The organism is Methylobacterium sp. J-070, assembly GCF_022829385.1.
Classification (GTDB): domain Bacteria; phylum Pseudomonadota; class Alphaproteobacteria; order Rhizobiales; family Beijerinckiaceae; genus Methylobacterium.
Genome location: NZ_JAKSXX010000123.1, coordinates 175,794 through 189,290, shown reverse-complemented (window position 1 = coordinate 189,290; position 13,497 = coordinate 175,794). Strand labels below are relative to the sequence as shown.

The following is a 13,497-nucleotide window of genomic DNA, read 5'->3' as shown; positions in this document are numbered from 1 at the left end:
CGGTATCGATCGATGTTGATTCTTACCGTATGATGCCACGCCGGAGCGCTTCCGCGACGCATTGGGTGCGATTTCCAGCACCAAGCTTTTGCGTAGCGCTATGGAGATATTTCTCGACCGTTCGGGAAGACAGGGAAAGGATCACGGATATTTCCCATGCCGTCTTCCCGCCGGCCGTCCATTTCAGGCACTCGATTTCACGAGGACTGAGCGGAATTCTGTGTTTGGGCTTTTCGCCGCGATCCCGCTGCTTCCGGCCGAGTGCCTTGGCGGCGGACATGGCGTAAAGGGCCACGAGATGCAGCGCGGCACTCTCATCGCGCGAGGGGCCGAATCGCTCCCCACCAAAGCTGACGCCCGCCTCCGTCCCATCGAGCTGGTGGAAGGGAATGCAGAGGCCGGCGTTGAGTCCGAAGGCTCGGGCTTCCTCGAAGACGACCTGGCCCGCCGCGGTACCGGTTTCATCGAGCGCCTGTTGCCAAAAAAAGGGATCGGTCGTGCGTCGGATTTGGTTGATGACCGGATCGATGTGGATGAATTTTCGGGCCTGATAGCGACGCTCCCATTCGGCCGGCCACCCCGACATGATCTTGCAATCGCTGAGGTTTTGCTGATGTGAATTCGGCAAACCCGTGATCAGGAACGCATCATATCCAAAATAATTCTTGCTTGCGTCCAATTCGAAGTACACGTTTAAAATCGATGATGCGGATCGAAGTCTATCGACGATTTCGAAGGCGGTTTGACGTATGTCAGACATCGGGCATGCAATTAAACTAGGTTTCGTAGCAAAGAATGGTAGAGATAATTCGTCAACACAACGTTTATTGCTTTGAGTTTTATTCAAGATTATCCGGCAAAAGAGGGATCAATGGCAAATAAAATAACGCCGGACGATCTAGCAACTCTCCAGTTTTTGACAAAGATTTCGGCTGATCTGGGCTTGCACGTAAGTGATTACATTGCCTCACAGGAGCCTGCGGACCTTGAGGAGCAAGCGAGGAGAGGCTGGGACCATCGATCTCCTCCATTGAAGCGCCTTCCGACGGCGCTTGCCGCCCTGCCCTGCCGAGACAGCCGTATGCGGGCCATTGCGATGGTTGAAAGCTTGACCGAAACGACGCCAAACCTCGGCAGCTAGGCCACGCCTTCAGATCTGGCGTGCCGCTGAGGCTTGGGCCGACTGGTCGAAATGCCGACTCTCTATATCGACCGCTGGTCCGTGGTATCGGAGCTGCCGCAGGTCCCTGCGGTGCGCAAACTGCGTGTGCGAGCCAAGCTTGCTGGTGGGGTCAATGGTGGGGCAGCAGGCCGAATTTTGCGAAAAACGCTTAAAAATCAACGGTAATTGGCGGAGAGGGGGGGATTCCCCCGATCCTTCCAGAAAGACGTTTTAAGGCAATGACTTAGACCACCGGGCCTGAAATCGTGTGTACCACCACAATGGCCTATCGGATGCTTGCGGGCAAGGGTCCCGAGGCTCTTCCGGACATCGGTCTGGGGACGGTCGCGAAGGCGGCGCCAAAGCGCTGAGGGCTCGGCGCAAGCGCAGGCGTCGGAGGCCTCACCGGACTCACTCGGTGGCCTACCTGCTATCCCCGCTTGGCGCCCAAAGTTACTTCATACGACTCCTGCGATAGCGATCCCGCGTTGCTCAGGGCCACGCAGAGAGATGCCGGGGCGGTAGGGTATCAAGTGCTGCAGTAGGTGCGAAAACACCAGCCTGGGCTCAGCGCGGCGAGGAAGATGCCGGCCTCAATCTTCGCGTCGCGGCTTCTTAGCCAACGCGCTCGGTTCCCCACCGCTGAACGGCAGTGTAATAAGCCCCCCACTCGGGGGAATGGCGGGATGAGTTCGGACAAGGTTGGGCGAACTGGCACCGCCCATTGCAGGGTAGGCGCAATCTCACCCGAGCATTGAACTCTGCGCCCATTGATACCGTGACGCTTAGACGGAAGAGGTGGCATCCTCAGAGCCAACGTTGACTGATAAAGTTCTACTGAGGCAACACCCTCCCCTTGTGTCGCAAGAAAAGATTTTGCGACACCCGCCCAGCTTGGTGAGAGGCAGATGGATCAGGTTACAACCCGCAGAACGATCTTTCCTCGAAGACGGGGGTGAGATCCTTCCAGGATCTCATGCGCCGTGCGCGCGCCGGCCAGCGGAAGGATCGCGCCAATCTGCGTTACGATACGACCAGCGACGACCTCGGCTGCGATCTGACCCAGGAGTTCCGTGGTCACGTCCACGAAGAAGAACTTAGCCTTAACATCGTGTGCAGCGGCCAACGCAGGGTCAGGCCTCGATACGGCGGAGACCAGCGTCCCGCCCGGCTTGATAATCGAGAATGACCGTGCCTGGATCTCTCCTCCGACAAGGTCGATGACCGCATCGACGGACTTTATCCTGTCCTCGAAGTGCCCCGCGCGGGCGTCGACGACGTCACTCGCACCCATGCTGCGCAGGTAAGCGTGATCGGCAGTGCTCGCCGCAGCGATCACTCGGGCGCCTGCCGCACGGGCGAATTGCACGGCGTAGGTTCCGACATTGCCGGCAGCGCCCAGGATCAGGACCGTTCGGCCGTTGCTGACATGAGCCTGATCGAAGAGTGCTTGCCACGCCGTCACAGCGACAACCGGCAAGGACGCGGCATCCACATGCGCGAGGCGGTCGGGCTTTATCGCGAGCATGGCCGCCGACGCGATGGCGTACTCGGCGTAACCGTCCGTGAAGCGCTTGTTAGGGACGCCAAAGACCGCATCGCCCGGACTGAACTTGGAAACGCCCGAGCCCAGCGCCGCAACGGTACCCGACACGTCGGAGCCGAGTGTCAGCGGCAAAGGCTGTGGCAGCAAGCTCCGCCCGGCCCGGATCCAGGCATCCCATGGCCCGACCCCCGCTGCATGAACCTTCACGAGGACCTCGCCCTCGCCCGGTTCAGGACGAGGAACGTCCTCCAGGGTTATGACGCTTGGCGGCCCGAATTCGTGGACACGGCACGCCTTCATCAGATGCGACGCATGGCTGGTCTCTTGAGCCTGGGCGAAAACCGGTATCGTCATGACGTGTCTCCTTAGTTTGTTTTTGCGCGGAGCGTGCTTCGGGCTAGCCAGGGTGGGACGGGGTGAGACAGGCTCAATGTGCGCCGCCTGCATCGAGGTGATCGGGTTTTCTGAGGAGAAGGCTTGCTAGGAGCGCCACGACGAGAGCGGCGCCAAGCAGGAAGAAGGTGTCTCCGAAGGCCATGACGTTGGCTTGCTGCCGCACTCTAAGAGCGATGGCGACGGCCGCCTTGTGGCCGGCCACGGTCGGGTCCGAGACGCCGTGGTCGAGGAAGTAGCGGGTCAGCACCATCAAGCGTGCGCGGGTCGCTTCCTCGAACAAGGACACATGATGCGTCAGGATGTTCGAGTGGAACTGCTCGCGCTTGGACAGGAAGGTCTGGAGCATGGCGATGCCTATGGCGCCGCCTAGATTGCGCATCATGTTGAAGAGGGCGGAGGCTGAACCCGCGTTCTCCTTCTCAATGCCCGCAGTCGCCACGGCGGAGAGCGGTGCAAACACCAATGCCTGACCGAGGGCCCGCACCACGTTGGGCCAGAACAACTGGTCTGCCGCCGTGTCGACCGTCATGTAGATGTTCATGAAGTTGGACGCTGCGAACAGGGCAAATCCGGTCCCGATCACCCAGCGCGCATCGAAGCGCCGCATCAGCCGCGGCACGAGCGGGATCAGTAGGAGCTGCGGGAAGCCGGTCCAGGCCAGCACGAAGCCGATCTGCTCGGCGTTGTAACCTTGGATGCGCGAGAGGTAGACCGGCAGGATGAAGACTGAGCCGTAAAGCGCGACCCCCAGCAGGAAGTTCGCCAGGATGCCAAAGCCGAAGTTGCGGCGGCCGAGCAGGCGGAGGTTCAACAGCGGCCGCGTCGTGGTCAGCTCGATCAGGACGAAAAGCGTCAGCGAGACCGCCGCGACGACGGACAGGCGCACGATGAAGGGCGAGCCGAACCAATCGTCCTTGTTGCCCTCCTCCAGCGCGGTCTGGAGTGCGGCCAGACCGACCGCCATGGTGACGATGCCGGCCCAGTCACCCTGACGCAGGAGGGCCAGCTTCATCGGCGTGCGGTCGAGGGAGAGCCAAAGCAGGGCGACCATCAAGGCGCCGGGCACGAGATTGACGTAGAAGATGTACTTCCAGCTGTAGGTCTCGGTCAGGTAGCCGCCGATGGTCGGACCGATGGCGGGTGCGAAGGTGGCCGAGAGCGCAAACAGCGCCAGGCCGACCGGCTGTTTGGCCTTGGGCAGGAGCGTGATGATGATGGTGAAGGCCATCGGGATTAGAACGCCACCGGAGAAGCCCTGGATCGCGCGGAGTACGATCATCTGTGAGAGGTTAGTCGCGAAGGCACAGGCCACCGAGAAAACCAGGAACAGGATTGCATTGACGAGCAGGTAGCGGCGCAAGGAGAACACCTGCGCGAGCCAGCCTGAGAGGGGGATCACGACGATCTCGGCGATGAGGTAGGAGGTCGAGATCCACCCGCCGTCGTCCGTGCCGGCGCCGATCGCTCCCTGAATGTCGGCGAGCGAGGCGTTGACGATCTGGATGTTCAAGACCGCCATGAAGGCACCGAGCGTGGCGCCGATCACGGCGGACCACATCTTCAGACTGGAAGGCGCCTGGGTCCGCTCAACGTTGGCTTCGCTGCGTTTTGCAACAGTGGAGTCGGCGGATTGGGTCGAAGCGGCGGTGACGAGGGAGGCCATAGGGAGCTCCTTCCTGCTCTGGTGAAGCAGGATGCGCTGCCGGCGCGCCGGCGAGAATACAGGTATTGTGGGAAGGACTATCCAGCTAGAGTTGAAGATGGCGCCGGTTCACGGCCGGTTATCGATGTTGGACCGGGTGATTTTGATATCGATAGTAGTTTCGACCGACATGCCAGCGCGCAGCGTTCCGGACGCGGCCCGGTCCTCCAGCACGATCTTGACCGGGATGCGCTGGACGATCTTCGTGAAGTTGCCGGTGGCGTTGTCGGGCGGCAGCAGAGCGAACTCCAGGCCACTTGCCGGAGACAAGCTGTCAACGTGGCCCTTGAGCGTATGTCCAGCGAAGGTATCGACCTCGACCTCGACGGGTTGGCCCGGACGAACGTCGGTGAGTTGTGTCTCTTTGTAGTTCGCCACGATGTATGTGGCGTCGAGCGGCACCACCGCCATGAGCTGGGTGCCGGCTTGCACATATTGCCCGACGCGGAGGGTGCGTGAGCCTACCGTCCCGTCCACAGGCGCGGTGACGACCGTGTAAGACAGGTTGAGCTCAGCCTGCCGGGCCAGCGCACGGGCGTGGTCACGCTGGGCCTCAGCCCGACCGACCTCGGTGGTCAAAACCTCGACCTGCTGTTCCGCGGCGAGCTTGGCAGCGCGGTCGCGGCGTAGCTGTGCGGTCTTCTCGCTCAGGCCGGCCTCGGTCGCCTGTGCCCGCTGGAGCGTACCGGATCCGGTTTTGACGAGCGTTTGATAGCGCTCGGCCTCTTCGTTAGCGAACTTGAGCGAGGCCTGCGTCAGGGCGATCTGCGCATCCTGTTGGTCAACGAACGCGCGCTGAAGGACAATCTGGGCTCCGAGGTTGCGGACCGTGGCCTCGGCTGCAGTGACATCGGCCTGCGCTTGCGCAAGCGACGTACGTAAGTCGCGGTCGTCGATGCGGGCGAGGACCTGCCCGATCCTGACGGGCTGGTTATCGACGACCAGCACATCGGCGATGTAGCCGGACACCTTCGGGGCAATCGTCGTGTAATCCGCCTTCACGTAGGCGTCGTCGGTTGAGACGAGATACTGCCCTGTCGTCCAATAATCGTAGCCGTAGAGCGTTCCGGCGCCCGTGCCCGCGAGCAACGCGAGAACGAGTGCAATGCGCTTGAACGCGCGTCGCAGGGACGGAACTCGGCTTAACGTATCGCCTTCCGGCTGCGTCCGTTCGGCCGCGTCGACTGCCTTTTGAAAGGTCTCGGAGCGGGGCATCTCGGACATGACATCCTCCTGTCTTGCGAAGCCCCTTCCCTGTTGAGGAACGGCTTCTCTGCATGACGTGAGAGTGCGACTTCGATGCCGAAGTGATAATCCTGTGACTATGGGAAGGACTGTAAACCGGGAGCGGATAATGTCCGACCGCCAATGGATCGGCTGACGAGCCTCATCGTCTTCGGACGGGTCGTCGAAGGCGGCGGTTTCTCCGCGGCCGCACGGCGCCTGAACATGTCCGTCACGATGGTCAGCAAGCATGTACAGGCCCTGGAGGACCGTCTTGGCGCGCGGCTCCTGAACCGCACCACCCGCAAGGTCAGTGTTACGGAAATCGGACACGCTTACTACGAGCGGTCCAGCCAGATCCTGGCTGAGCTCGACGAGGCGGATCGCGTAGCGAGCGCCTTGCATGCAACGCCGCGTGGGCAGCTGAGGCTTCACATAGCCGGCCACATCTCGACGTTCATGGCGCCGGTCCTGCGGGAGTACCTCACGCTGTACCCGGCGGTGACGGTCGATCTGACCGTCGGGGACAGAATGGTCGACCTTATCGAGGATGGGTACGATCTCGCGATCCGAGCAACGCCGCCGCCGGACTCCGGTCTGATCGTGAGACGGCTGACACCGTGGCGTCACGTCTTGACCTGTGCCCCAGCCTATCTCGATACCCATCCAGCTCCGGTGCAACTCAGCGACTTGGCGCACCACAATTGCCTCCGTTACGCCTTCTACCCCTATGGCGACGAGTGGCGGTTCGAGACGCCGGAAGGTAAGGCCGCGTCGGTCAAGGTTGCCGGCAACATGGTCAGCAACAGCGCCGCGCTCCTTCGTGCGCTCACGCTCGATGGTGGCGGCGTCTTCCTGGCCCCGATGTTCCTGGTTGGCCAGGATTTGGAGACCGGGAGCTTGGTGCGGCTCTTACCGGAGCACCGGCCGGTCGAGTTCGCCATCAACGCAATCTACCCGCACCGGCGCCATCTCTCGACGAAGGTGCGAAGCTTTCTCGACCTGTTGGCGGAGTGCTTCGCCGAACACCGCCGCTGGATCGATGCGGCTGCAACGTAGGCCTAAACCGAGCTGATCCGACACGATCAAGATGCGAGGCTATCGGTCGGGCGTGGTCAGGGGGTGGTCCCCGGTGTCGAGAATGAACACTGCCAACAGTCGCGCCGGCTCCGTGTCGCTCGCATTTTCACTGATAACGTGATGAGCGCCGGGAGCCTCAGAGAAGCTCTCGCCGGCTCGATAAACCCGCGCCGGCTCCTCGTTGACCTGACTGCGAACCGCACCCGAGAGCACGTAGGCGTATACGAAGGCTGACGAGGCGTGATGGTGGCTCGGCGACTTGGCTCCCGGTGGGTACTCGACTACGGCGCTGACGAGGCTTTTGCCTGGGATATTCGGAATCGCGCTCTGGAAGGCGGGAGCCACCGTTTCGTGTTGCGAGGTTTCCGCGTGAAGCGGCGCACCATGAAAAAGTGCGGCTATTATCATGGCTTTGATCCAGTACACCGCTCGTTGGTTCCTCATCATCGATCCTTCGAAATTCACCAGGATGAACTGAAGTTCTGCCTGATGGCCGCAGATATGCCAGGGCACCTCGGCGGTGCATCAGATCTGACAATGTACGCCGTCACTCTATCCCTGCGATGGCGATCTCAAGTTTGTCCGGACCCCGCAAGGCGGCACCATGCCTGTACGGGGGCGGATCGACGATCAGCCGAGGCGCCACGAGGCGTTGGCATAGGGCAACGAGTGCAACCTCCGCCTCGATGCGCGCTAGAGGAGCTCCGACGCAATAGTGTAGACCGCCGCCGAAACCGAAGTGTTCGTTATCCTCACGGTCAGGATCGAACCGCTCAGGATCAGTGAAGCGTTCCGGATCGCGGCTGCCTGCAGCTAGAAGTAAGACTACGGCACTTCCCTTGGGGATTGTCACGTCCCCAATCGAGATGTCCCCGAGCGCCTTGCGGCTTCGGAAATGTACCGGCGGCTCATAGCGGAGAACCTCCTCGACCACCCTCGGGGCTCGCTCTGGGTCTTCGCGCAGTCGCTCCAGCTCGTCGGGGTGACGCAGCAGCGTCAGCATACCGTTCGTGATAAGGTTCACGGTGGTCTCGTGGCCGGCGACGAGGAGCAGTATCGCCGTCGAGATCAGGTCGTAATTGCCCATCTTCGGCGTGGTCGGGTCGGCATGGTTGGCGAGCCCACTCAGCATGTCGTCGGCCGGATGACGCTTCTTTTCCTTGATGAGGGCTCGCATGTACTTCGATATGGCATCGAAGTTCGCAGCGTTTGCACGGCGGGTACGCTGGTCTCGTCGCGCGTCCGGTTCGAGTGCGGTGGCAAGTTGCGTCGACCAATGACGAAAGCGTGGCTCGTCAGCCTCCGGTACGCCGAGGAGATCGCAGATCACGGTGACTGGAAGCGGATAGGAGAGATCACCAACGAGGCAGACCGTGTCCCGGCCGCGGCAAGCCTCGATCAGGGTATCCACGATGCTGCTGATGCGCCCATGTACCCCACGCACCCTAGCTATCGTGAACTGCTCCATCACGAAGCGCCGCAGGGTGTCGTGATCGGGCGGATCGCGGAAGATGAAGGGACGGTGCGCAGTGGCGACCCGATCCTTGATCGGGTTCAGGATCCAGTCCTTGAGGGGGTTGCCAGTTCGTGGGCGATGCGATGCCGGAAGGTCCTCGGAACTCAGGCGCGGATCGAAGATCAAGCTACGGATCGCCGCGTGACTGCTCACCACGTAAACGTCATCGTGTTGACGGGCTATCGGCGTCTCGCGAAGCCGCGCGTAGAGTGGGTATGGGTTGGCCCGGTTGGCCGGCTCCATAACCTGCGAGAACAGGGTGTCGTCCGGCCTCGGGACGCCGCGGGAAACCTGGTCAAGCATAGACGCCTCCCGCACCTTTCGAGTGCATACGCTCCGGTCGTACACTCGCACCGCGTCGCTCCGGGAAGCCGGGCCGGGCCAACTCGATCCTGCCTTGGTCGCTGCCATCGTGAATCGGTGGAAAAGGCGCATGCGCACGGATGCGGTCCGCATATGCGGGCAACCAGCGTGCCTGGTCGAAAGAGACCGCCGCTACCGTGCGCCCGGCCAGGCCATAGACCGCCAGGAAGCGGTGCGAGGCGCGCGCGCCTTGCACGACCGCCACCGCATCTGCCCCCTCGGTCAGCCCGACTGCCTTGATGTTGACGCCGAACTGGCTCGACCAAAAGGCCGGCAGATGGGTGTAGGACCTCTGGTCACCAAGGCCGGCGAGCATGTTGCGTGCTGCATGCGCCGCCTGCTGAACGGCGTTGCCCCAGTGCTCGACGGACATCAGGCGTCCGTCGAAGATCAGGTTCGGCCAGCGCGCGACATCGCCCGCGGCGTAGATCCCGGAGGCTGGCACCCCGTCGGTACTGAGCGCCCGGCAGGCGCTGTCGCAGGTCACGCCGCCGGCGTCGGCCATAAGGCCGCCTCCCTTCAACCAGCTTGTGTTGCGCACGGCTCCGAGCGCAGCAATCACGACGTCGGCATCGATCATGCTGCCGTCCGCTAAGATGGCACGCCGTACTCGCCCACGCTTGTCACCTTCAAGGGCGGAGACTTGCGCGCTCGGCCGGAAATCAACTCCGGCGCGCCCGAGCCGCTCGGTGATGGCGCCACCGACCAAAGTGCCGAAGATTCGGGCGAGCGGGGTCGGGTTCGGATCGACCAGCGTAACGGGTAGGCCGATGTCGCGGCAGCACGAGGCCGCCTCGCAGCCGATGAGGCCAGCGCCGACGATCAGCACTCGGGGCAAGCCATCGGCCAGAGCCGCCCGCAGCGCTGCGGCGTCTTCGCGACCGCGCAACGTGAACACGCCGGACGGTCCGGAACTCTCGCCATCCAGCCATGGGCGCGCCTGAGCACCGGTGGCAATCAGCAGGCGGTCGTATGGTATGATAGCACCATCGGCGAGCCGGAGGGTCCGACTAGCGCGGTCGAGGGCGACGGCAGCGTGGCCCAGGCGCCATTCTGCCCGAAGCGGGACGAGGTTCGGCAGCCCAGTGGCCCCTGCACGCAATTCACCGGTCAGGACATGCTTCGACAGCGGTGGCCGGTCGTAGGGTCTGTGCGGCTCGTCTCCAACGATGGTGAGCGAACCCATAAAGCCTTCGCGCCTCAAGGCCTCGGCGCCCCTCAAACCTGCCAGCGAGGCGCCGACAATGACGATTCTCCTCGGCGCGTCCGCGGCGTTCACGGCACCCTTCCATCCGTCGTGTCCGAGAACTCAGCGCTGATTGCCCGGACCGGACAGGCTTGCAGGGCACGCTCAATCTCTCCGGCTTTCTCCAGGGGCGGCTCCGGATCGTAAAAAAGGACCTCATGCCCGCGCAGAACAAAATGTTCGGGCGACGCGTAACAGCACTGCGCGTAACCTTGGCAACGGTTGAGATCAACGACGACGCGCATGGGACTAAAACTCACGGATGTTAATTAAACCGAGCCGCGAATGGCCTGCTGATTCATCTGTTCATTTCGATTTTTTCAGACGCGTCGCCTGCTCTTAAGGCGTTTCTGGAAAATGTTTCCGGTCGCGGGGTTTGCGCTGTACTTGGCGGCAGGATCGGCAACTCGATCCGAGGCGCCTGGCCGGTAAGTGTCCTCAGAAATGCGGCGATGGCGCTCGTCTCCACAGCGGTCAGTTCCTTCCCGAGCTGTGCCGTACCCATTATGGCAACAGCCTGTTCTAGGCTCCAAACTTTGCCGGAATGGAAATACGGGGCAGTCAGCGCGACGTTGCGAAGGGGGACAGCTCGGAAAACATACTCGTCGGTGGCAGTCTTGGTCACCGCGAAACGGCCCTTGTCTTCCGGCGGGAGGACATCACTGCCCGGTCTTTCTACAACTCCGAACGGGAAATAATCCTGACCGCCGACATTGACACCGTTGTGGCAGCCTGAGCATCCGGTATCCATGAACAGCCTCAGGCCTCGTTTTTCTTGCGCTGTGAGGATATTGAGATTTCCCTCCAGGAATTGGTCAAAGCGAGAAGCCGGCGTGATCAGCGTCGCCTCAAAATCTTCAAGGGCTCGGGTGACATTGTCGAACGTGACGGCGTCCGGCTCTCCAGGGAACGCGGTCGCAAACTTATCCCTGTACTCTGGGATGCTCTTTAGTACATCGATGACGTGGTCCGGGGTAGAAGCCATTTCCACAGCGGCCTGAATCGGACCACGGGCCTGGGAACGCAGATCATCGGCTCGTCCATCCCAAAATTGCGCCGCATTGAAGATCGCGTTGAGCACTGTAGGCGAGTTTCGAGGACCTTTTTGCCAGCCATGTCCTATGGAGGTCTCGACGTTGTCGCTGCCACCGGCCGCGAGGCTGTGGCAGGAATTGCAACTGATGACCCCGCTGGCTGAGAGGCGCCAGTCGAACCACAGCATCCGCCCGAGATCTACTTTCTCCCGCGTAATCGGATTACCTTTTACGGAAGGCACGATGGATGGAATGGGTTTGAACGTCTCGTTGGCCGCGTTAAACAGATTCAAGGTGTCGCCATCGCTCAGGGTGATGGATTGTTCGGCCGCCAGAGCTTTCGTGCCTATTTGTAACGGGAACGATTCGACGACCAGCGAACCGACAGCGAGCATAATCCTTACGGTCCGCGGTAGATACGTTAGAGCCGTTCGCATGCGCATCTAAGTAGCCTTGACCTGACTGAAGCAATGAAGCAACATGAAAACGGAAGCTGTCAGCGCCACCAATTGTTGGCTGCTGCGACCGTCTGGAAGTTAAGGGCGATGACCTGAGAAGTGGCGATGAGTTGCTCGCTGTCCCGCTCATAGACCGTGCGTAGATGCGTTCGAATTTCGTCGGATGGCTGCGTGACTTTTACGCCGACCCGGGAAAGTTTGACGGCTAGATCGAACCCCGCTTGAGGAGTGGCGGTGATCAAAGTTGACAGCCAAAGTTCACTCATTGAAATGCTCCTCGAATGTTAGAAGTCGACTACTGTTCATAGTGCATCGCGCCGATAGGCCTGGAATAGAAACCAACCTCCATCAAAATAGAAATACTCTTCGTGATGATGTCCGGAATTCTACTGAATTACCTCTTGGCCGCGTGTCGGCGGTGCACCTATCCCGCCAGGCGCCTGCGGGCCATGCGGCTGATCAGGATTGTGCGAGTGCGTCGCCCGCTCCTGTGTTGCCGGACCGACGTAACCCTCGAAGCCGTAGAACGCGAGATGTAAACTCCAGTATCCTGTTACGAATAGTGTCAATGCCGCGCCCAATCCAATCGGAATATTTGATAAGCGCGCCTTGAAATTTGCAAACAGATGCGAGGAACGACTGTGATCTGCGGCCACTGCTAAAACGATGGCCATAATCAGCCCATGACCAATGATCTCAATGCGACCAAACGGCCAGACTGCGGACGTAAAGATCACCAACAGGGCAAGTGCGGAGAGCCGTCTGATGAGCGGCGTCCAAATCAGGCCAAACCCCATGGTGAATTCGGCAACGCCGGCCATCGGTATGAACCCATCGCGCGGCAGACCGAAGGTGAGGAAGGGCTTCTCCTCGACAAGGGGATAGAACCACTCTGGGTAGGCAAATTTTTCAAGGCTCGACCACATCAGGGCTATTGCAAGCCCCCAACGCAGCGCCTCGAAGCGATGGACTCGCCAACTTTCGCGTTCCGAAGAGGCAAGCAGGAGATAAAGAGCCACGCCCAGTCCTAAGGCGAGGTAATCAAAAAGATGGAAAAGGTCGTAATCGCGCAGGGCCAATAGCCAGAGAGCCACGATACCGACGGCAGCGATTGGCATCGTACGCTTCCAGAATATCGCGCCCGCGATAACCAGTTGCATCCAGGAAACCCATTCTGCGGGCGTTTTCAAGTCAGGCGTCAAATAAATGCCGCCAACTGAAAATATCGCAACGAAGAAAGCTGCGACGATTGCCCTGATATAATCATCGAGGCGGTCCCAAAGTGGTCGTGTCAAGCGATCAAGGTTGTCGAGCGCCACCGGGCCATAGGCACTTGCCTCAAGAGCTCTCGCCGCAGCAAAAAAAGCACTGACCAGACAAATGCCGAACCAGAACCAAGCGTCAGCTATCGTATAGCTAATAGGCTTCGGAGGCGCGCCTACGATGTATGGAGCAAACCATTTAACGTGAGCGGTGGCGGGCCTTATTGACCCGAACAAAACCAGCATGAATGCAGGGAGAGAAATCAGGCTAGAAGACATCTTCATTCCCGCCTTAGAATTCTCGCGTAAACTAGCACGACTCACCTGCTTGAGATTTCGGCACTGTTCAATGTCTGCCTGGGAGATAAAATGCGTAACCTGAGTAGAATGGAATACAGCGACCAATTTTGCTACCTACAATTATATATTTTAAGCCGTGGTCAGATGCGTCCATCTCAGTAAAAACTTTGATCGATTGAGGACGCTGTGTATTTTCCAAAATTGCGGT

At 60.5% G+C, this 13,497-nt stretch carries 12 protein-coding genes; 1 reads left to right on the top strand and 11 read right to left on the bottom strand.

The features are described 5' to 3' along the window. Positions 1–22 precede the first annotated feature (22 nt). The 4 genes from MKL01_RS11360 to MKL01_RS11345 form a co-directional block, all read right to left on the bottom strand. Positions 23–760 (bottom strand): LuxR family transcriptional regulator, encoded by a 738-nt coding sequence (locus MKL01_RS11360; RefSeq protein ID WP_243905316.1) that lies wholly within the window; start codon positions 758–760, stop codon positions 23–25. Between the two features lie 1,315 nt (positions 761–2,075). Further along, the gene (locus MKL01_RS11355; protein ID WP_243905315.1) at positions 2,076–3,062 is read right to left on the bottom strand and encodes an NADP-dependent oxidoreductase; all 987 of its coding nucleotides are present in this window, start codon (positions 3,060–3,062) and stop codon (positions 2,076–2,078) included. Between the two features lie 73 nt (positions 3,063–3,135). Beyond that, positions 3,136–4,767, bottom strand: a complete 1,632-nt coding sequence (locus tag MKL01_RS11350) for an MDR family MFS transporter (protein ID WP_409566240.1) — start codon at positions 4,765–4,767, stop codon at positions 3,136–3,138. 108 nt (positions 4,768–4,875) lie between these two features. After that, positions 4,876–6,030 (bottom strand): HlyD family secretion protein, encoded by a 1,155-nt coding sequence (locus tag MKL01_RS11345; protein WP_243905314.1) that lies wholly within the window; start codon positions 6,028–6,030, stop codon positions 4,876–4,878. Positions 6,031–6,174: 144 nt separating this feature from the next. Here MKL01_RS11345 and MKL01_RS11340 point away from each other — a divergent pair, with 144 nt between their 5' ends. Further along, positions 6,175–7,089, top strand: coding sequence for a LysR family transcriptional regulator (locus MKL01_RS11340; RefSeq protein WP_243905313.1), 915 nt, complete (start codon positions 6,175–6,177; stop codon positions 7,087–7,089). A 39-nt stretch (positions 7,090–7,128) separates the two neighbouring features. Here the strand turns inward: MKL01_RS11340 and MKL01_RS11335 are convergent, their stop codons facing one another. The 7 genes from MKL01_RS11335 to MKL01_RS11305 all read right to left on the bottom strand — a co-directional run bounded on the left by MKL01_RS11335 (position 7,129) and on the right by MKL01_RS11305 (position 13,268). Further along, positions 7,129–7,518 carry a cupin domain-containing protein gene (locus MKL01_RS11335; RefSeq protein ID WP_279604562.1) on the bottom strand — a complete coding sequence of 130 codons (390 nt, stop codon included), beginning with the start codon at positions 7,516–7,518 and terminating at the stop codon, positions 7,129–7,131. Positions 7,519–7,657: 139 nt separating this feature from the next. Continuing rightward, entirely contained in the window at positions 7,658–8,929 is a 1,272-nt protein-coding gene (locus MKL01_RS11330; RefSeq protein ID WP_243905311.1) for a cytochrome P450, read from the bottom strand. After that, the gene (locus MKL01_RS11325) at positions 8,922–10,268 is read right to left on the bottom strand and encodes an NAD(P)/FAD-dependent oxidoreductase (RefSeq protein ID WP_243905310.1); all 1,347 of its coding nucleotides are present in this window, start codon (positions 10,266–10,268) and stop codon (positions 8,922–8,924) included. Before MKL01_RS11325 ends, MKL01_RS11330 begins: the two co-directional genes overlap by 8 nt. After that, complete coding sequence (locus MKL01_RS11320) at positions 10,265–10,480, bottom strand: ferredoxin (protein ID WP_243905309.1); 216 nt, start codon at positions 10,478–10,480, stop codon at positions 10,265–10,267. The genes MKL01_RS11325 and MKL01_RS11320 overlap by 4 nt, the downstream gene beginning before the upstream one ends. 53 nt (positions 10,481–10,533) lie before the next feature. Continuing rightward, positions 10,534–11,664, bottom strand: coding sequence for a cytochrome-c peroxidase (locus MKL01_RS11315; RefSeq protein ID WP_243905308.1), 1,131 nt, complete (start codon positions 11,662–11,664; stop codon positions 10,534–10,536). A gap of 101 nt (positions 11,665–11,765) precedes the next feature. Next, positions 11,766–11,993, bottom strand: a complete 228-nt coding sequence (locus MKL01_RS11310) for a hexameric tyrosine-coordinated heme protein (protein ID WP_243905307.1) — start codon at positions 11,991–11,993, stop codon at positions 11,766–11,768. Between the two features lie 120 nt (positions 11,994–12,113). Beyond that, entirely contained in the window at positions 12,114–13,268 is a 1,155-nt protein-coding gene (locus tag MKL01_RS11305) for a hypothetical protein (protein ID WP_243905306.1), read from the bottom strand. Positions 13,269–13,497: the final 229 nt, after the last annotated feature.